Origin of the sequence: Variovorax sp. 770b2 (genome assembly GCF_900115685.1) — a bacterium.
Taxonomy (GTDB): Bacteria; Pseudomonadota; Gammaproteobacteria; order Burkholderiales; family Burkholderiaceae_C; genus Variovorax.
Genome location: NZ_FOXJ01000001.1, coordinates 955,098 through 972,967, shown reverse-complemented (window position 1 = coordinate 972,967; position 17,870 = coordinate 955,098). Strand labels below are relative to the sequence as shown.

Sequence of the window (17,870 nt, the reverse complement as noted above, 5' to 3'; positions counted from 1 at the left end):
GCCGGGCCGCGTTTCGAACTCGAACAAACCTTGCAAACCGGGGTGGCGTGCTGCCCACCGCGCGCAGTAGAGCCTACATCTGCACCAGCGCTTGCTGCAGGTCGGCGCGCAGGTCGTCCACGTCTTCCAGCCCGACCGAGAAGCGCACCAGCGTGCCCTTGTAGGGCCAGCGCGCCACGCTCGCGTCGCGCATCAGGCCGATGTCGTAGGGCACCACCAGGCTGATCGGCCCGCCCCATGAATAGCCGAGGCGAAAGAGCCGCAGGCTGTCGCAGAAGCGGTCGACCTGCTCGGTGCTGTAGCGCTCGTCGAACACGACCGAGAACAGGCCCGCGGCCAGGTCGGTGGCGCCGCACAGCGCGCGCCAGTTGGCGTGGCCGGGCGAATCTTCCAGCGCGGGGTGCAGCACCTGCGCGATCTCCTCGCAGCCGTTGAGCCAGCCGGCCAGTTCGCGCGCCGCGCGGTCGTGCGCGGCGTAGCGCAGTCCGATGCTCGGGAGCGAGCGCAGCAGCGTTTCCACATCGCCCACACCGATGCCGAAACCGATGCGCATGTGCGCCAGCTTGAGCGCGCGGTGCAGCCGCTCGTCGTTGGTGACCACGCTGCCCATCAGCACGTCGCCGCCGCCGCTGGGGTACTTGGTGAGCGCGTGCACCGAGATGTCGACGCCCTGCCCCGTGCCGTTGAAATCGAAAGGCGCGAAGGCCAGGCCCGCACCCCAGGTGTTGTCCAGCGCCGTCACCACGCCGCGTGCGCGGCAGACGTCCACGAGCGCGGGCAGGTTGGGGAACTCCATCGTGACCGAGCCTGCCGCCTCGACCCACACCAGCCGCGTGCGGTGCGAGATCTTGGCCTCCAGGTCGGCCGGGTTCATCGCGTCGTACAGGCGATGGGTGATGCCGAAGTTGGCGAGTTCGCCGGTGGCCAGCGCCTTGTTGGGGCCGTAGGCGTTGTCGGGAATCAGCACCTCGTCGCCGGTCTTCAGGAACGCGAACGAGACCAGCGCGATGGCCGCCAGGCCGCTGGGCACCAGCAGGCACTCGGTGCCGCCTTCGAGCGTGGCCAGGCGCTCCTCGAGCGTGAACGTGGTCGGCGTGCCGTGCAGGCCGTAGGTGTAGCCCGCCTTGGTCTTCCAGTCGCGCGCGCGCATGGCGGCCACGTCGGCGAAGAAGACGGTCGATGCCTTGAACACGCCGGGCTGCGGCGCGGCGAATTTGGCGGGTGGGACGTAGGGGTGGTGGATCAGGGTCGTCGATGGCTTGCTCATGTGCCGATGCTAGCGCGACTGGCCTGTGGGGCGCCCCCATCGCACAATGCGCCGATGGGCTACAGCCTGCTTCAGCCGGGTCTCGCAGCATGCAGCTGACGCGACCCCCTCCTCCTCACTTGCAGCCGTTCATCAAGCTGCTGTGGGCGTCGTCGCCCGACGGCGCACCGGACGATCGGCCGGGCGCGCGCGAACATGTGCTGCCCACCGGCGGCATGCACCTGGTGTTCCGGCTGTCGGGCCCGCCGCTGAAGCTGTTCGGCGGCCCCGAGGACACGCGGGGCCGGACCTGCGGCTACGCGATCGTCGGCGGCGCGCGCGCCGCCTCCTACATGCGCGACGTTTCGGTGGCCACGCGCTCCGTCGGTGCACAGCTGCAGCCTGGTGCCGCGCGCGCCCTGCTCGGCGCGCCCGAGGACGCACTGGCCAGCCAGCACACGCCGCTCGATGCGCTGTGGGGCGCGCGGCAGACCGACGCTGCGCTCGAGCAGATCCATGCGGCGCGCAGCCTCGAACGACAGCTGGCAGTTTTCGAAGCCCTGCTCGCCCAGCGCATCGTCGATTCGATGAGCGCCGGCTTGCGTGGCCTGCATCCGGCCATCGCCGCAACGCTCGGGCCGCTGGCCCACGAGAACCCTTCGATCGCCGGGCTGGTGACGCACAGCGGCTACAGCCATCGCCGCTTCATCGCGCTCTTTCGCGGGGCCATCGGCCTCAGCCCCAAGGAGTACGCGCGCGTGATGCGTTTCGACCGCGCACTGACGCTGGCCGCCAACCCCGCGCAAAGCTGGGCCGACATCGCGCTCACCGCCGGCTACAGCGACCAGGCGCACCTGAGCCGCGAGTTCTCCGCGTTGGCGGGCATGTCGCCGCAGGCGTGGCGGCGGACCGGGGCCGCGTCGCCGCGGCATGTGCCAGTGGCCGCAGGTCAATTTCGTTCAAGACGCTAGCGTTGCGGCGGCCCAGAATCGGCGCCACGACACTGCTTCCTCTCTTTGCGAAAGGCAATCTATCATGGCGATCCACGAACTGTTCCCCTACCTCTGCGTCGACGATGCCGGCGCGGCCATCGACTTCTATTGCGAGGTTTTCGAGGTGAAGGAAATCTTCCGCCTCACCGAGCCCAGCGGGCGCATCGGCCACGCGGAGCTGGACTTCCACAACGGCGCGATCCTGATGATTTCGGACGAGTTCGCCGAATACAACATCCGCAGCGCCAAGACGCTGGGCGGCAGCGCCGTGACGCTGCATCTGCACGTGGACGATGCGGACGCGGTGGTGGCGCGGGCCGTGGCGGCCGGCGCGACGCTCGACATGGCGCCGCAGGACCAGTTCTACGGCGAGCGCTCCGGGGTTTTTCGCGACCCCTTCGGCCATCGCTGGAACGTGGGGCACAGCATCGAAAAACTGACGCCGGAAGAAATGCAGCGGCGCTACACCGCGATGCTCACTTCCGGCGACGGGTCGTGCCAGACCTGATCAAGGCCTGATCAGACCGACCACTTCTCCAGCAGCTTCTCCGCGCCGAGCGAGTCGTAGCCCTCGAAGGGCTGGTGGATCCAGGGGTTGGTCGCCAGGTACTCGACCGAGTAGTCGGGCGTGAAGGTCGACAGCGCCTTGGTCCAGATCACCGCGCTGCGCAGCTCGGTGATCGGCTTGTAGTTGTTGCGCAGCATGTCCATCACGGCATGCAGCGTGTGGCCCGAGTCGGCCAGGTCGTCCACCAGCAGCACCTTGCCGGCGATCTCGCCCTTGGGCGTGGTGATGAAGCGGGCGATGTCCAGGTGGCCCTGCACCGTGCCGGCGTCGGCGCGGTACGAGCTGGTCGACATGATCGCCAGCGGCTTGTCGAAGATGCGCGAGAGCACGTCGCCCGGGCGCATGCCGCCGCGCGCGAGGCACAGGATGGTGTCGAACTCCCAGCCCGACTGGTGCACCTTGATCGCGAGCTTCTCGATCAGGTTGTGGTACTCGTCGTAGCTGACGTAGAGATGTTTGCCGTCTTCGGTCAACATGGTCTGGATTCCTTCAGTCTTTTCTCATTCGTGGAACACCGCGGAACCGGCTTTGCCGGGCCGCTGGTGTTGCCCCCGCAAGGGGGTTGGCGGCCACACGAAGTGGGCAAGCCTGGGGGAGACTCAATCCGCGAGGTAGGGGTGACGCATCATGATCGTGTGATCGCGATCCGGACTCGTGGACACCATGTGGATCGGCACGCCGGTGATCTGCTCGATGCGCTGCAGATAGAGGCGCGCGTTGACCGGCAGCTTGTCGTACTGCGTGACGCCCACGGTGCTTTCGGTCCAGCCTTCGAGCGTTTCGTAGATCGGCGTGCAGCGCTCGATTTCGTCCGCACCCATCGGCAGAATGTCGGTCGTTTCACCGTCCAGTTCGTAGCCGGTGCACAGCTCGAGCTTTTCCAGGCCGTCCAGCACGTCCAGCTTGGTGATGCACAGGCCCGACAGGCCGTTGACCTGCGCCGAGCGCTTGAGCAGCGCGGCGTCGAACCAGCCGCAACGGCGGCTGCGGCCGGTGGTCACGCCCTTTTCGGCGCCCACGGTGCTCATGTGATAGCCGGGGGTGCCGGGCGTGGCCCAGTCGAGCTCGGTGGGGAACGGACCGCCGCCGACGCGCGTGCAGTAGGCCTTCGTGATGCCCAGGATGTAGTGCAGCATGCCCGGGCCCACGCCCGAACCGGCGGCGGCGTTGCCGGCCACGCAGTTGCTGGAGGTGACGTACGGGTAGGTGCCGTGGTCGACATCGAGCAGCGTGCCCTGCGCGCCTTCGAACAGCAGGTTGGCGCCGGCCTTGTGCGCATCGTTCAGCTCGCGCGACACGTCGGCCATCATCGGCTTGAGCAGCACGGCGTGGCGCATGGCTTCGTCGAACACGGTGTCGAAATCGACGGCCGGCGCGCCCAGCACCTGCGTGAGCACGTGGTTGTGCAGGTCGAGCAGCACGCGCAGCTTGGTGGCGAAGCGCTCGGGGTGCTTCAGGTCCTGCACGCGCAGCGCGCGGCGGGCGATCTTGTCTTCGTAGGCCGGGCCGATGCCGCGGCCGGTGGTGCCGATCTTCTCGACGCCGCCCTTCTCGCGGTAGGCCTCGCGCGCGATGTCCAGTGCAGCGTGGAACGGCAGGATCAGCGGGCAGGCCTCGCTGATGCGCAGGCGCGAGCGCACTTCGACGCCGGCTTTCTCCAGGCCTTCGATTTCCTCGAACAGCTTGGCGGCCGACAACACCACGCCGTTGCCGATGTAGCACTTGACGCCGGGCCGCATGATGCCGCTCGGGATCAGGTGCAGTGCGGTCTTCACGCCGTTGATGACCAGCGTGTGGCCCGCGTTGTGGCCGCCCTGGAAGCGGACCACGCCCTGGGCGCTTTCGGTCAGCCAGTCGACCAGCTTGCCTTTGCCTTCATCGCCCCACTGGGTACCGACGACGACCACGTTTCTTCCGGTGGTTACGCTCATGCTCGTTCCATTGCTTAAAAATTCAGATCGCTCGGACATTCCATTGACCCGCCTGCTCGACGAGCTCGCGGTCGCAATGGAATTCATCGATTTCGCTGCCGTGTCCCGGCAGCACGCAGACAACCGTTTCACCGGCCTTGCGCAGTTGGGTGATGGCTTGGCCGAGGCCCGCCGCATCGCTCCACGGCGCACGGATGGCGGCCCGCAACGGGCGAGCCGGCAGCACGCCGACCAGTTCGCGCACGTCCAGGCTGAAGCCGACGGCCGGGCGGTTGCGGCCGAACACGGCGCCCACCTCGTCGTAGCGGCCGCCGCGCACCAGCGAATCGGCCGCGCCCGGCACGTAGATGCCGAAGCGCATGCCGCTGTAGTAGGCGTAGCCGCGCAGATCGGCCAGGTCGAAGCTGATTTCGCGCCCTGCCGTGCCGTTCAGGCCCGCGGCAAGCTGCTTCAGGTCGGCCAGCGCGGCGCTCACGGCCGGGGTGCCCTTGAGCGCCTTGGCGGCCTCGTCGAGCACCGCCGCGTCGCCGTACAGCTGGACCAGCGCGCGCAGCCCATCGCGTGAAGCGGCCGGGAAATCCTTGGTGAGCACGTGCAGTTCGCTCGCGTCCTTGGCGGCCAGCGCGGCATGCACGCGGGCGAGCCCAGCGGCATCGACCGGCACGCCGGCGAACAGCGCACGCACGATGCGGGCATCCGCCAGGTCGACGATCACGCCGTCGCGCAGGCCCGCGGCATCCAGGCAGTCGAGTGCCAGAAGGAGCGTTTCGGTATCGGCTTCGAGACCGGCGTGGCCGTAGATCTCGGCGCCGAACTGCAGCGGCTCGCGCGTGGCATGCGGGCGGTCGGGCCGGGTGTGGAGCACCGGGCCGCAGTAGCAAAGGCGAGCCACGCCATCGCGGTTCAGCAGGTGGGCATCGATGCGCGCCACCTGGGGGGTGGTGTCGGCACGAAGGCCCATGCTGCGGCCGGAGAGCTGGTCGACGAGCTTGAAGGTTTGGAGGTCGAGCGCTTCGCCGGTGCCCGAAAGCAGCGACTCGAGGTGCTCGAGCAGCGGCGGCATCACCAGCTCGTAGCCATAGCCACGGGCGGTATCGAGCAGCTGGCGTCGAAGTTCTTCGATGTGGCGCGCCTCGGAAGGCAGCACATCGGCAATGTGATCCGGGAGGACCCAGGCGGACATGGGGATCGGGGGCGTGGTTAAACCGGGATTCTACCGGGACCGCGCTACGCCAAAACCCAAAGTAGTACCAAGCCCAGCAAGATGCTGCAAAGACCGAAGAATCGCAGCTGCCCGTCGCGCAGCTGCATCAACTGCCCGAAGCCGCGGCGCCAGCCGCCCGGCGACACGAAAGGCAGGATGCCCTCGATCACCAGGACGAGCGCCAGCGCGCTCCAGAAGGTCTCGGCGCTCACGAAGCCCCGGAGCGGATCAGCGGCGCGGGGCGTTGCCCGCCGAGCCGGAGCCCTGCATGGCGCGGAAGAAGTCGGACGATGGGTCGACCACCATCACGTCGCTCTTCTTGTTGAAGCTCTGCTTGTAGGCTTCCAGGCTGCGATAGAACTGGGCGAACTGCGGGTCGCGGCCGAAGGCCTCGCTGTACGCGGAGGCGGCCTGCGCATCGCCCTCGCCCTTGATCTTCTGGGCATCGCGGTAGGCGTTCGCCACGATCACTTCGCGCTGGCGATCGGCGTCGGCGCGGATCTTTTCGCCCTCGGCCGTACCCGTCGAACGCAGTTCGTTGGCCACGCGCTTGCGCTCGGCTTCCATCCGGCGGTAGACCGATTCGGTGATCGCTTCCACGTAGTCCACGCGGGTGATCCGCACGTCGACCACATCCACGCCCCAGGGCTTGGCGCCCTTCACCACGGCCAGCACCTCGCGCTGCACGTCGGCCATCAAGGCCTCGCGGCGCAGCGAGATGAGGTCGCGCACGGTGCGCTTGTTGATGTTTTCCTGGAACGCATTGCGCACCACGCGGTTCAACTGCATGGCACCCGCGTTTTCGTCGAGCCCGACGTTGCGGATGTAGGCCTGCGGATCGCTGATGCGCCAGCGCACATACCAGTCGATCACCACGCGCTGCTTCTCGGCGGTGAGCATGGGTTCGGTGTCGATGCTCGAGAGCGTCAAGAGGCGCTTGTCGATGTACGACACGTTCTGGAACGGCGGCGGCAGCTTGAAATTGAGGCCGGGCTCGGTGATGACGCTCTTGATCTGGCCAAGCGCGTAGACCACGCCGAACTGGCGCTGGTCGACCACGAAGAGGGTCGAGCTCAGCAGCACGAGCAAGACGATGATCGACGAGGCGATGAATCCGATTCTGTTCATGTTCTTCCTGGCCTTTTTCAGCGCACGTCGCGTTCACGCGAACGACCGTCGCGTGCACGGGTCTCGCCCGTGGGCGGCGCCACCGGAATCACCGACGACTGGGCCGGTGCAGTGCCAGCCACGCTCGGGCTGGCTGCATCGACGGGTGTGGCGGCCGCATTGTTGCCGCCCAGCTGCATGATCTTGTCGAGTGGCAGGTACAGCAGGTTGGAGCCTGCCTTGGTATCGACCAGGACCTTGGTGGTGCTGGCGTAGATCTGCTGCATGGCGTCGGTGTACATGCGGTCGCGGGTGACCTGCGGCGCCTTCTGGTACTCGGCCAGCACCGCGCTGAAGCGGCCGGCATCACCTTGCGCTTGCGCCACGATGCGCGCCTTGTAGGCTTCGGATTCTTCCTTCAGGCGCGAAGACGTACCGGTGGCGAGCGGCACCACGTTGTTGGCGTAGGCCTGCGCATCGTTCTTGGCGCGCTCGCGCTCCTGGCCGGCCTTGAGCACGTCGTCGAACGCTGCCTGCACCTGTTCGGGAGGACGCACACCACCCTGCTGCAGATTGATGCCGACGACTTCGACGCCGATCTTGTAGCGATCCAGGATGGTCTGCATCAGCGCGCGAACGCGCGGGGCGATCTGGTCGCGCTCTTCGGCCAGCGCCGCGTCCATCTTCATCTTGCCGACCACCTCGCGCACGGAGCTCTCGGCCACCTGAACGATGGTTTCGGCCGGCGACTTGCTCTCGTAGAGCCAGGCCTGCGCATTGCTCAGGCGGTACTGCACGGCGAACTTGATCTCGACGATGTTCTCGTCTTCGGTCAGCATGGCCGATTCGCGAAGGCCGGTGGAGCGCACGATGGCATCGCGGCCCACATCGGTGGAGCGGATCTGCGTGGTCACCACCACTTCATGGCGTTGGATCGGGTACGGCAGGCGCCAGTTGAAACCCGCGTTCACGGTCGACTTGTAGCGGCCGAACTGCGTGACCACGGCCTGCTGGCCTTCGTTCACGATGAAGAAGCCGGTGCCGAGCCAGATGAGGATCGCCACGGCAGCCACCAGGCCGAGGCCGAATCCTGCGTTTTTCATGTCGGGTCTGTAGCCGTTGCCGCCACCGCCGCTGTTGCTGCCGTTGGGGCGGTTGCCGCCGCCCTTGCCGCCGCCGAAGAAACCGCCGAGCTTGCGATTGAGGTCGCGCCAGAGTTCGTCCAGGTCCGGCGGGCCCTGGTTGGGACCCTGGCCACGCGGGCGGTTGCCATTGTTATTGTTGTTGCCCGAAGGCGGGGGCGTCGGTGCGCCCGGAGGATCGGCATCGGGGGGGCGATTGCCGGCCGGACGGTCGCCGTTGGAGGACGACGGCTCGTCGCCGCGACCCCATCGGCCATCGTTCAGGTTGAACATGCCCAGAAACCCTCTCCACGCTGGCTTTGCATTCATTCGCTTCGTTCTCTTGTCAGTGGCGGGATTGTGCCCCATCAAAGGGCGGCATCGTGCAATTCAGTGTCGTCCGCAGGGGTCATCGTATCGGCTACGGAGCCCGATAGCCGGGCCAGCTCGGCGCGCAGCAGCGGCACGCCCTCGCCGCTTTTGGCGCTGAGGAAGATGCGGGGGACCTGAACGCCATCGATTTCCATCTCGTCCTGCAGATGCAGTGGGCGTTGCGCGCTTTCAAGAGCATCGAGCTTGTTGAATATCAACAGTTGCGGAACGGCGTCCGCGCCGATCTCGCGCAGGACGGTCTGCACTTCGGCCATCTGCTCGGGGTAATGGGGGTTGGAGGCGTCGATCACGTGCAGCAGCAGGTCGGCATCGACCGCCTCCTGCAACGTGGCCTTGAACGCATCGACCAGGCCGTGCGGCAGGTCGCGGATGAATCCCACGGTGTCGGATATGGACACCTGGCGCCGCGCGTCGCCCAGATAGAGGTTGCGCGTGGTGGTGTCGAGCGTGGCGAAGAGCTGGTCGGCCGCATAGGCGCGCGCCTTGACCAGCGCATTGAAGAGCGAGGACTTGCCCGCGTTGGTGTAGCCCACGAGCGAGATGTTGAAGGTCTCGCGGCGCTCCCGCTGCCGGCGCTGCGTGCCGCGCTGTTTCTGCACCTTGGCCAGCCGCTCGCGCGTGCGCTTGATCGACTCGCTGATCATCCGGCGGTCGAGTTCGATCTGCTTCTCGCCCGGGCCGCCGCGCACACCTGCACCACCGGTCTGGCGCTCCAGGTGAGACCAGCGGCGAACCAGCCGCGTGCTGAGGTACTGCAGGCGAGCCAGTTCGACCTGCAGCTTGCCTTCGTGCGAGCGAGCGCGCTGGGCGAAGATCTCGAGGATGAGGAAGGTGCGGTCGTAGACGGCGATGTCGAGCTGGCGCTCGAGGTTGCGCTGCTGCGCCGGGCTGAGGGACTGGTCGAAGATGACCTCGCTCGCCTGGTGCATGGCGGCGAGTTCCTTGATTTCGTCGGCCTTGCCGCTGCCCACGAAAAGTGCCGCATCGGGCGCCTTGCGCTTGCAGGTGATTCGGGCGACAGGCACGAGGCCCGCGGTCTGCGCGAGCAGGCCGAGTTCCTCGAGTTCGCTGTCGAAATGGGGCAGCCCAAAGTCGACGCCGACGAGAACGGCGGCGCCTTCCTGGCGGTGGATCAGTTCAGACAAGCGGAATCAGAAAATGGAAAAAGCGCGACGGAGAAGACTCCGTCGCGCTCCGCGCGATCAGGCTGCGGCGTCGTCGTTCTCGGCAGCCGAGAAGTTGACGGCACGACCCGGCACGATGGTGGAAATGGCGTGCTTGTAGACCATTTGCGTCACTGTGTTGCGAAGCAACACGACGTATTGGTCAAAAGACTCGATCTGGCCTTGCAGCTTGATGCCGTTCACCAAATAAATGGAAACCGGCACATGCTCGCGACGCAAGGTGTTCAGAAACGGGTCTTGCAGAAGTTGCCCTTTATTGCTCACGATATTCTCCGTGTTCAAGAGTAGTTGTTGGAGAGATGACCTTAACACAGGGTTTCTGCGCTGCAGCAATCGGGGCCAAAAGCCTTGAGAAAATAACGGTTCTCAAAAGACGGAACTTCCATTCCTGCTGCAACTCATCGGCCGTCATCGGCGGCCAAGCGCTCTTAGCTGTCCTTGTCCGCAAACGGATTTTGCGAGCTTTTGAACTGGATCCGCAAGGGCGTGCCCACCAGGTCGAATTCCTTGCGGAAGCGCCCTTCCAGGAATCGCTTGTAGGCGTCGGTCACGTGCTCCAGCGAATTGCCGTGGATGATGATCACCGGCGGATTCATGCCGCCCTGGTGTGCATAGCGCAGCTTGGGCCGGAACATGCCGCCGCGCTGGGGCGCCTGGAATTGCACCGCCTCCAGCAGCAGCCGGGTCAACACCGGCGTCGACATCTTGCGCGTGGCCGACTTGTGGGCCTGCGCAATGGCCTGCCACACCGGCCCGAGGCCTTGGCGTTTGATGGCCGAGATGAAATGCAGCGACGCGAACTTCAGGAACGGCAACCGAGTTTCGATCTGCCGCTGGATCTGCTCGCGCTGGTAGCTGTCGACCGCATCCCATTTGTTGATCGCGATCACCACCGCGCGGCCGCTTTCCAGGATGTAGCCGGCAATGTGCGCATCCTGGTCGGTCACGCCCTGCGTGGCGTCCAGCAGCAGCAGCACGACGTTGGCCGACTCGATGGCCTGCAGCGTCTTGACCACCGAGAACTTCTCGATCGCCTCGAACACCTTGCCCTTGCGGCGCAGGCCGGCGGTGTCGATCAGCTCGAAGCGCTGGCCGTTGCGCTCGAACGGCACCGAGATGGCGTCGCGCGTGGTGCCAGGCATGTCGAAGGCCACCAGGCGCTCTTCGCCGAGCCAGGTGTTGATCAGCGTGGACTTGCCGACGTTCGGCCGTCCGGCCACCGCCAGCTTGATGGGCTTGTTGACGTCGTCTTCGTCGGTCTCGTCGTCCGGGTCCGGCAGGTTCAGCGGCTCGAGCGCCAGCTCGACCAGGTCGCGCATGCCCTGCCCGTGCGCGGCAGACACGCCATGCACGTCGCCAAAGCCCAGCTCGTAGAAATCGACCAGCTTGGTGCCGTCGTGCATGCCTTCGGCCTTGTTGGCCGCCAGCACGCAGGGCTTGCCCAACCGGCGCAGCTCGTTGGCGATGTCGTGGTCCTGCGCCGAGAGGCCTTCGCGGGCGTCGACCACGAAGATCACCACGTCGGCCTCGGCCACGGCCTGCCGCGTCTGCTTGGCCATTTCCTTGTAGATGCCACTGCCGGCATCGGGCTCGAAGCCGCCGGTGTCGATCACGATGAACTCGTGCTTGCCCAGGCGTCCGTTGCCGTAGTGGCGGTCGCGCGTGAGGCCGGCGTAGTCGGCGACGATGGCGTCGCGCGTCTGAGTCAGGCGGTTGAAGAGCGTCGACTTGCCGACGTTGGGGCGGCCGACCAGGGCCACGACCGGCTTCATGGCCGGCCTTTCGATGGCGCGGTTTTCATGGTCGGGCCTTGAGAGTGGGAAAAGAAGAAATTATTCAGGGCGATAGCCAAACACGCCGCCCTTGGCAGTCACGACCACGACCGTGTTGCCGGCCAGGACCGGCGCAACGGTGATGGCGGAGCCATCGGGCGTGACACGATTGAGCAGCGCGCCGTCTTCGCGCGAAACGAAATGCAGGGACCCGGTGTCCTCGCCGATGATCAGCGAGCGGCCCACCGCGAGCGGCGAGGTCAGCACACGGTTCTTGAAACGAGTCGATTGCCAGGCGCGCTCGCCGTCGCCGCGGCGCCAGGCCGTGACGCTGCCGTCGGATTCGGTGCCGTAGACAAAACCTTCGTCGCCGCTGACACCGTCCGCGCCCGAGGCCGGCTTGCTCCAGACCAGCGCGCCGCGCTGGGTCTCGACGCAGCCGACGCTGGCGTAGTAGGCCCGCGCGCAAACGCTGTCGCCGAAACGGCTCACGCTGCCGGTCAGGTCGACCAGGCGCTCCACGTCGTTGGTGCCGCGCGGTGCCGCAATGGGCGACTCCCAGCGCGAGGTGCCGTTGGCCGGATTGATGCCGACCAGCCGGCCGCCGATGCCTGCGACCAGGGTGTCGCCCACGGCGATCAGCACGCCCGACTTGCGCAGCACCAGGTTTTCACCGGGGCGCTGCTGCAGCCAGAGGCGGCGGCCGCTCTGGCCGTCCCAGGCGCTGATGCTGCGGTCGGCGGTCTGCACGAACACGCGGCGGCCTGCGACCAGCGGTGCGGTGAAGGATTGGGCCGAGAGCTTCTGCTTCCAGAGGACCTTGCCATTCTCGATGGCCACGAGTTCGTTGTTGGTGGTGACCACCGCGGCCATGGAGCCGTCGCTGCCGACGCCTGCCGCCAGCGTGGCGCCCGCGTTGGCGCGCCAGGTTTCGCGGCCGGCACGGGCGTCGATGGCCACCACGGTGCCGTCGCCGCCGGCCACGGTCACGATGTCGCCGCTGACATCGGTGGTGAGCGGGAAATTGACTTCCGAGATGCGCACGCTCCAGGCCTGACGCACGCCGGTCGTGGCGGGGTTGGCGGGCAGCTCGGCCGGCTTCGGCTTGCCGCTGCCCGAGCAGGCGGCCAGGAGCGCGACCAGAACAAGAGCGGAACCCGCGCGCAGAGCGGCAGATTCAGGCATGAGACGCTTGAAATTCATGATGCGGTCAGGAAGTTTTGGAGGCTGCGGGTGTGACAGTGATGGTGGGCGCCAGGCTCTTCGGGTCGACGCCGACCGCGTTCAGCTTGATCTCTACCAGGCGGCGGTAGTCAGAGGTCGCGCCCAACCCCGTCCAGGCCTTGCGGTATTCCTGCTGCGCCTCGTCGCGCTTGCCCTGTGCCATGTAGATGTCGCCCTTGCGGTCGGCCACCAGCGGCTCGAATTCCTTGGGCACCTTGCCGTCGAGTTGCTTCAAGGCTTCGTCGTACGACTTGCCGTCGAGCAATTCGGCTGCGAGCCGCAGCTTCGCGATGGCCTGGTAGCCCGGGTCGATGGCGCTCTGCGCCACCCAGCCCAGCGCGGCACGCGATTCCTCGACCTTGCCCTTCTCGTACAGCGTCTTGGCGGCCAGGAGACCCGCCTGCTGCGCATAGGCGGTGCCCGCGAAGCGTTCCTTCATGTCGCCCAGCACGCGCTGGATGCGCTCGACGTCGCCGGACTGCGTGCTGCGCTCGACCTCGTCGTAAAGGGCCGCGGCCTGGGCAGCCTTGCTGCGTTGGAAGTACTGCCAGCCGTTCCAGGCCACGAAGGCGCCGGCGACGAGCAGCACGGCCCAGGTGATCAGGGTGCCGTAGGTGTTCCAGAAATGCTTGAGCTGGTCGAGCTGTTCCTGTTCTTCGAGATCGAGATGGGTTGCCATGCGCTGTCAGGTGTTGGGAGCCGGGGATTGTAGGGTGGCGGCCCAGGTGGCCACTTCGGCGAGTGGCCGCGAGGTTTGCGCGCCGCTGCCGTCGCGCAGCGCCTTGAGAGTCACTTCGCCGCGTGCAAGTTCATCGGCGCCGAAGATCAGGGCGTAGGTGGCGCCGCTGTTGTCGGCCCGCTTGAACTGCGATTTGAAGCTGCCAAGGCCGTCGACCGTGGCGGCGTGCATCTGCACGCGCACACCGACATCACGCAGTTGCTGCAGCGTGCGCAGCACCACGGGCATGGCGGACGCGTCCGGAACGACCGCGTAGACGTCGGGCACGGGCAGGGAAATGTCGGTGCCCTGCTCTTTCATCAGGTCGAGCACGCGCTCCACGCCCATGGCCCAGCCAACCGCAGGTGCGGGCTTGCCACCGATCTGCGCGATCAGGTCGTCATAGCGGCCGCCTGCGCACACCGTGCCTTGCGACCCGAGACGGTCGGTCACGAACTCGAACACGCTGAGGTTGTAGTAGTCCAGGCCGCGCACGAGCCGCGGGTTGATGGTGTAGGCCACGCCGTTGGCATCGAGGATGGCCTTCAGTCCCTCGAAGTGCGCAAGCGATTCGGCACCCAGGAAATCGATCAGTTTCGGCGCCGACTCGACCACGTCCTTCATCGCCGGGTTCTTGGTGTCGAGGATGCGCAGCGGATTGCTGTGCAGGCGCCGCTTGCCGTCTTCGTCGAGCTTGTCGGCGTGCTTCTCGAAGTGGGCGATGAGCTGCGCGCGATGCAGCGCGCGCTCGGCGGGCTGCCCCAGGCTGTTGAGCTCGAGGCGAACGTCGGTCAGGCCGATCCGCTTCCAGAGCGCGTTGGCCAGCAGGATCAGTTCGGCGTCAACGTCGGGGCCGGCAAAGCCGAGCGCCTCGGCGCCGATCTGGTGGAACTGGCGAAAGCGCCCTCGCTGCGGCTTCTCGCGCCGGAACATCGGGCCGATGTACCAGAGGCGCTTGCCGCCGTCGTAGAGCATGTTGTGCTCGATCACCGCGCGCACCAGGCCGGCAGTGTTCTCGGGGCGCAGCGTCAGGTGGTCGTTGTCGCCGTACTTGTCCGAGCGGTCGTGGAAGGAGTACATCTCCTTCTCGACGATGTCGGTGACCTCGCCGATGCCGCGCACGAACAGCGCCGTGTGCTCCAGGATCGGCGTGCGGACGTTGCGGTACGCATAGCGCCCCATCAGGTCGCGCACGGTGGCCTCGAGCCACTCCCAGCGCGCCGATTCGGGCGGCAATATGTCGTTCATGCCTTTGACGGCATTCAATTTTTCAGCCATGAGTCTGCGGAGGTGTCAGGCAGCGACGGCGTGTTCGCCGCCGAAGCGCTTTTCGATGTAGGTTTCGACGAGCTGGTGGAACTCGTTGGCGATATTGTCGCCGCGCAGCGTGAGGGCCTTTTCGCCGTCGATGAAGACCGGTGCGGCGGGCGCCTCGCCGGTGCCGGGCAGGCTGATGCCGATGTCGGCATGCTTGCTCTCGCCAGGGCCGTTGACGATGCAGCCCATGACGGCCACTTTCATCGTCTCGACGCCAGGGTACTTTTTGCGCCAGACCGGCATCTGCTGGCGCAGGTAGTCGTCGATCTGCTTGGCCAGTTCCTGGAAGGTGGTGCTGGTGGTGCGGCCGCAGCCCGGGCAGGCCGTGACGCTGGGCACGAACACACGCAGGCCCAAAGCCTGGAGGATCTCGTTGGCGATCAGCACTTCCTGCGTGCGCGATTCGCCCGGCTGCGGCGTGAGCGACACGCGAATGGTGTCGCCGATGCCTTCCTGCAGCAGGATCGACAGCGCCGTGGCCGACGCCACCGTGCCCTTGGTGCCCATGCCGGCTTCGGTCAGGCCCAGGTGCAGGGGATAGTCGCAGCGCCTGGCGAGCTCGCGGTACACCGAGATCAGGTCCTGCACGCCGCTCACCTTGCACGACAGGATGACCTGGTTGCCGGCCATGCCCATCGATTCGGCGAGCTTCGCGGATTCGATGGCCGAGGTGATCAGCGCCTCGTACATCACCTGCTTGGCGTCCCAGGGCTGGGCGCGCTGGCTGTTGGTGTCCATCAGGCTGGCGAGCAGTTCCTGGTCGAGGCTGCCCCAGTTCACGCCGATGCGCACCGGCTTGTTCCAGCGCATCGCGGCGTCGATCATCTGGCCGAACTGCTTGTCCTTCTTGTCGCCCTTGCCCACGTTGCCGGGGTTGATGCGGTACTTGCTCAGCGCCTCGGCGCAGGCCGGATAGTCGGTGAGCAGGCGGTGGCCGTTGTAGTGGAAGTCGCCGATCAGCGGCACGTCGATGCCCATGCGGTCGAGTTGCTCGCGGATGTAAGGCACCTGGGCCGCGGCCTCGGGCGTGTTGACCGTGATGCGGACCATCTCGGAGCCCGCGATGGCGAGCTCCTTGACCTGGATCGCGGTGCCGATGGCGTCGACCGTGTCGGTGTTGGTCATCGACTGCACGCGCACCGGCGCATCGCCGCCCACCGTGACGACACGCGGGCCCCAGGCCACGCTGGCCTGGCGCGAGCGGCGCGCCTTGGGCGCCGCCGATTCGATGGCTGATTCGATGGCTGAATCGATGGGCTGAGGAGTGCAGTCAGTGGAGTCGGTCACGGTGTCACCTCGAAACGCGCCACGCCGCCGCCGCGCGTGACAGGCTTCAGATCGTAGGCTTTTCCGCGCACCTGCACGTCCACGGCGGAAGCGCGCCCCACCACCACCGAGAGTGGCAGCGTGCCCGAGAGCCCGACGGTTTCGCCGGCCTGGAGGCTGCGGCGCAGCAGTTGCTTGCCGCCAGCTTCGGTCACGGTGATCCAGCACTCTTCGCGTGCCACGAAAACCAGTTGCTGGCTGCTGTTTGCGGCGGCAACGGGAGATGCCGCAGGTGCGACGGTTGCCGCAGCCGCAGCCGCAGTTGCGGGGGCATTGGCAGCCGCAGCAGGTGCATCGCCTGCGGGCCCGGTGGGCGCAACGGCCTGCACGGGAACGTTCTCGGCAACGACGCCCGGCGTGCCCGAAACCGATCCGGCTGCGGGCGCGTCGCCCGCCGCACCCGCATCGGGCTCGCTGCGCGACGTGAGGCGCGACACCGAGGCGCCGATCTGGTCGAAGACCGATTGCGGCAGCCAGAACAGCGCACCTGCGCCGATCAGCAGGAGCACGACCACCGTCAGCAGCGCCCGCGACGGCAGCACGCTGGAGCGGCCGCCGTTCCAGCGCGGTGTGCCGGAAACGATGTTGGTCTTGAGGGTGCGGTCGGCCACGGCCAGTGCCGTGTGCTTGGTGCTCGGCAGCTTGGCGAGCACGGGCGCCGGATCGATGCGCAGGGCCCGGCAGACACTGCTGGCCAGGGCGCGCGCAAAGACCGGGTCGGGCAGCGACGCGATGTCGTCCGCCTCGAGCGCCATGAGCTTCTGCGGCGGCACCTTGAGGGCGGCCGCGACCATGTCGATATGCAGTCCGTGCGCTTCGCGCGCCTCGCGCAGCAGGTCGCCGGCCGTCTTGTGCGCGATGTCGCCTTCCTCGAGCGGCAGTGCCGCGGAAGTGCCGAACTCCGAAACCCGTTCAGTCATTGAAATTCCCGCGCTCGTACGCTGATGCCTCCCGCGATTGGGGGAAGCGGCGCTGCAGTTGGCCTCCCAACTGCGCGATGGCCTCGCGGTTGTTGAGCTTGCGTTCGATCTTGATGCCCAGCCAGAGCGTCTCGGCGCTGGCCGAGGGGCTGTTGTTGACGCGGCGGATGTAGAACTGCGCGCGCTGCCACTCGTCGCGCTGCGCCAGCACCGACGCCAGGTTGAAGCCGACCACCGGATTGCCGGCGTCGATTTCGTAGGCCTGCATGAGGCTGCGCTCGGCCTGCGGGCGCAGCCCGGCCTTGAGCTCGCAGACGCCCTGCGTCATGAGCGTCTTGGCGCGGTCGTTGTAGCTGGGCACGGCAAGCGCTTCGGTGAACTGCTGCGCGGCGTCGCCAAAGCGGTTCTGCTGGCACAGAAGCCAACCGTAGTTGTGGCGGATGTTGGGGTCGCGCGGGTTGATCGCGATCGCGCGGCGGAAGCTGTCTTCGGCCAGGCCCGCATCCTCCAGGCGCATGTAGACGAGGCCGCGCAGGTTGTAGGCGTCCGCGTAGTTGGGGTCGGCCACCAGCGCCTGCTTGATTTCGTCGAGCGCGACGGTGGTCTGGCCATGTTCGAAATAGCCCGAAGCCAGCTCCATGCGCAGGCGCGCGCGACGCTGCCGGTTGGTCTCGTCGGACTCGGTGACGATCTCGTTGCCCTTGCCCGAGCTGGTGTCGGCCAGGCTGGTGGTGGTGGTCCGCGTGTTGACGCAGCCCGTGAGCAGAAACGCCACGGCGACACCGGCAAAGCTCGCAGCCAGCATGCGCTGCGTGCTCGCGGTGGTCATCGGAAAGGCCTTGCTCAT

Annotated in this window: 18 protein-coding genes; 2 read left to right on the top strand and 16 right to left on the bottom strand. The window is 66.8% G+C overall.

The features are described from left to right. Window positions 1-73: 73 nt before the first annotated feature. Window positions 74-1,267 (bottom strand): PLP-dependent transferase, encoded by a 1,194-nt coding sequence (locus BM133_RS04365; RefSeq protein WP_093431902.1) that lies wholly within the window; start codon window positions 1,265-1,267, stop codon window positions 74-76. Window positions 1,268-1,356: 89 nt separating this feature from the next. Between BM133_RS04365 and BM133_RS04360 the strand changes: the two genes are divergently transcribed. Beyond that, on the top strand, window positions 1,357-2,217 hold the full coding sequence (locus tag BM133_RS04360) for a helix-turn-helix domain-containing protein (RefSeq protein ID WP_093431901.1): 861 nt from the start codon (window positions 1,357-1,359) through the stop codon (window positions 2,215-2,217). 64 nt (window positions 2,218-2,281) lie between these two features. Continuing rightward, window positions 2,282-2,746, top strand: coding sequence for a VOC family protein (locus BM133_RS04355; RefSeq protein WP_093431899.1), 465 nt, complete (start codon window positions 2,282-2,284; stop codon window positions 2,744-2,746). An 11-nt stretch (window positions 2,747-2,757) separates the two neighbouring features. Here BM133_RS04355 and BM133_RS04350 read toward each other — a convergent pair whose 3' ends face one another. The 15 genes from BM133_RS04350 to pilW all read right to left on the bottom strand — a co-directional run bounded on the left by BM133_RS04350 (window position 2,758) and on the right by pilW (window position 17,870). Further along, window positions 2,758-3,282, bottom strand: coding sequence for a phosphoribosyltransferase (locus BM133_RS04350; RefSeq protein ID WP_013542102.1), 525 nt, complete (start codon window positions 3,280-3,282; stop codon window positions 2,758-2,760). 123 nt (window positions 3,283-3,405) lie between these two features. Next, window positions 3,406-4,737, bottom strand: a complete 1,332-nt coding sequence (locus BM133_RS04345) for an adenylosuccinate synthase (RefSeq protein ID WP_042580879.1) — start codon at window positions 4,735-4,737, stop codon at window positions 3,406-3,408. Window positions 4,738-4,759: 22 nt separating this feature from the next. Next, the gene (locus tag BM133_RS04340; protein ID WP_093431898.1) at window positions 4,760-5,920 is read right to left on the bottom strand and encodes an ATP phosphoribosyltransferase regulatory subunit; all 1,161 of its coding nucleotides are present in this window, start codon (window positions 5,918-5,920) and stop codon (window positions 4,760-4,762) included. 44 nt (window positions 5,921-5,964) lie between these two features. Then, complete coding sequence (locus tag BM133_RS04335; RefSeq protein WP_013542105.1) at window positions 5,965-6,153, bottom strand: DUF2065 domain-containing protein; 189 nt, start codon at window positions 6,151-6,153, stop codon at window positions 5,965-5,967. A 16-nt stretch (window positions 6,154-6,169) separates the two neighbouring features. Continuing rightward, window positions 6,170-7,069 (bottom strand): protease modulator HflC, encoded by a 900-nt coding sequence (hflC, locus tag BM133_RS04330; RefSeq protein WP_093431896.1) that lies wholly within the window; start codon window positions 7,067-7,069, stop codon window positions 6,170-6,172. A 17-nt stretch (window positions 7,070-7,086) separates the two neighbouring features. After that, entirely contained in the window at window positions 7,087-8,463 is a 1,377-nt protein-coding gene (hflK, locus tag BM133_RS04325; protein WP_093431895.1) for an FtsH protease activity modulator HflK, read from the bottom strand. Between the two features lie 74 nt (window positions 8,464-8,537). Then, window positions 8,538-9,707 carry a GTPase HflX gene (gene hflX / locus BM133_RS04320; protein ID WP_093431893.1) on the bottom strand — a complete coding sequence of 390 codons (1,170 nt, stop codon included), beginning with the start codon at window positions 9,705-9,707 and terminating at the stop codon, window positions 8,538-8,540. A gap of 57 nt (window positions 9,708-9,764) precedes the next feature. Beyond that, window positions 9,765-10,028 (bottom strand): RNA chaperone Hfq, encoded by a 264-nt coding sequence (gene hfq / locus BM133_RS04315; protein ID WP_018902784.1) that lies wholly within the window; start codon window positions 10,026-10,028, stop codon window positions 9,765-9,767. Between the two features lie 146 nt (window positions 10,029-10,174). After that, entirely contained in the window at window positions 10,175-11,518 is a 1,344-nt protein-coding gene (gene der / locus BM133_RS04310) for a ribosome biogenesis GTPase Der (RefSeq protein ID WP_013542109.1), read from the bottom strand. 60 nt (window positions 11,519-11,578) lie between these two features. Then, window positions 11,579-12,721: an outer membrane protein assembly factor BamB gene (gene bamB, locus BM133_RS04305; protein ID WP_093431892.1), complete on the bottom strand. Its 1,143-nt coding sequence runs from the start codon at window positions 12,719-12,721 to the stop codon at window positions 11,579-11,581. A gap of 7 nt (window positions 12,722-12,728) precedes the next feature. Continuing rightward, window positions 12,729-13,421, bottom strand: coding sequence for a YfgM family protein (locus tag BM133_RS04300; protein ID WP_093431890.1), 693 nt, complete (start codon window positions 13,419-13,421; stop codon window positions 12,729-12,731). 6 nt (window positions 13,422-13,427) lie between these two features. Further along, complete coding sequence (gene hisS, locus BM133_RS04295) at window positions 13,428-14,738, bottom strand: histidine--tRNA ligase (RefSeq protein WP_093431889.1); 1,311 nt, start codon at window positions 14,736-14,738, stop codon at window positions 13,428-13,430. A 15-nt stretch (window positions 14,739-14,753) separates the two neighbouring features. Beyond that, the gene (gene ispG, locus BM133_RS04290) at window positions 14,754-16,064 is read right to left on the bottom strand and encodes a flavodoxin-dependent (E)-4-hydroxy-3-methylbut-2-enyl-diphosphate synthase (RefSeq protein ID WP_371286305.1); all 1,311 of its coding nucleotides are present in this window, start codon (window positions 16,062-16,064) and stop codon (window positions 14,754-14,756) included. Further along, on the bottom strand, window positions 16,061-17,023 hold the full coding sequence (locus BM133_RS04285; RefSeq protein ID WP_093431887.1) for a helix-turn-helix domain-containing protein: 963 nt from the start codon (window positions 17,021-17,023) through the stop codon (window positions 16,061-16,063). Before BM133_RS04285 ends, ispG begins: the two co-directional genes overlap by 4 nt. Beyond that, a complete protein-coding gene (pilW, locus tag BM133_RS04280; protein WP_093431886.1) occupies window positions 17,016-17,870 on the bottom strand; it encodes a type IV pilus biogenesis/stability protein PilW in 855 nt (284 codons plus the stop codon). The genes BM133_RS04285 and pilW overlap by 8 nt, the downstream gene beginning before the upstream one ends.

What these genes read in the sequence shown, in the direction of transcription:
- BM133_RS04350 (WP_013542102.1), bottom strand. Translation starts at nt 3,282, where the DNA reads ATGTTGACCGAAGACGGCAAACATCTCTACGTCAGCTACGACGAGTAC.
- BM133_RS04345 (WP_042580879.1), bottom strand. Translation starts at nt 4,737, where the DNA reads ATGAGCGTAACCACCGGAAGAAACGTGGTCGTCGTCGGTACCCAGTGG.
- BM133_RS04365 (WP_093431902.1), bottom strand. Translation starts at nt 1,267, where the DNA reads ATGAGCAAGCCATCGACGACCCTGATCCACCACCCCTACGTCCCACCC.
- BM133_RS04355 (WP_093431899.1), top strand. Translation starts at nt 2,282, where the DNA reads ATGGCGATCCACGAACTGTTCCCCTACCTCTGCGTCGACGATGCCGGC.
- BM133_RS04300 (WP_093431890.1), bottom strand. Translation starts at nt 13,421, where the DNA reads ATGGCAACCCATCTCGATCTCGAAGAACAGGAACAGCTCGACCAGCTC.
- hflK (WP_093431895.1), bottom strand. Translation starts at nt 8,463, where the DNA reads ATGTTCAACCTGAACGATGGCCGATGGGGTCGCGGCGACGAGCCGTCG.
- BM133_RS04285 (WP_093431887.1), bottom strand. Translation starts at nt 17,023, where the DNA reads ATGACTGAACGGGTTTCGGAGTTCGGCACTTCCGCGGCACTGCCGCTC.
- hisS (WP_093431889.1), bottom strand. Translation starts at nt 14,738, where the DNA reads ATGGCTGAAAAATTGAATGCCGTCAAAGGCATGAACGACATATTGCCG.
- bamB (WP_093431892.1), bottom strand. Translation starts at nt 12,721, where the DNA reads ATGAATTTCAAGCGTCTCATGCCTGAATCTGCCGCTCTGCGCGCGGGT.
- pilW (WP_093431886.1), bottom strand. Translation starts at nt 17,870, where the DNA reads ATGAGCAAGGCCTTTCCGATGACCACCGCGAGCACGCAGCGCATGCTG.
- BM133_RS04340 (WP_093431898.1), bottom strand. Translation starts at nt 5,920, where the DNA reads ATGTCCGCCTGGGTCCTCCCGGATCACATTGCCGATGTGCTGCCTTCC.
- hflC (WP_093431896.1), bottom strand. Translation starts at nt 7,069, where the DNA reads ATGAACAGAATCGGATTCATCGCCTCGTCGATCATCGTCTTGCTCGTG.
- der (WP_013542109.1), bottom strand. Translation starts at nt 11,518, where the DNA reads ATGAAGCCGGTCGTGGCCCTGGTCGGCCGCCCCAACGTCGGCAAGTCG.
- BM133_RS04360 (WP_093431901.1), top strand. Translation starts at nt 1,357, where the DNA reads ATGCAGCTGACGCGACCCCCTCCTCCTCACTTGCAGCCGTTCATCAAG.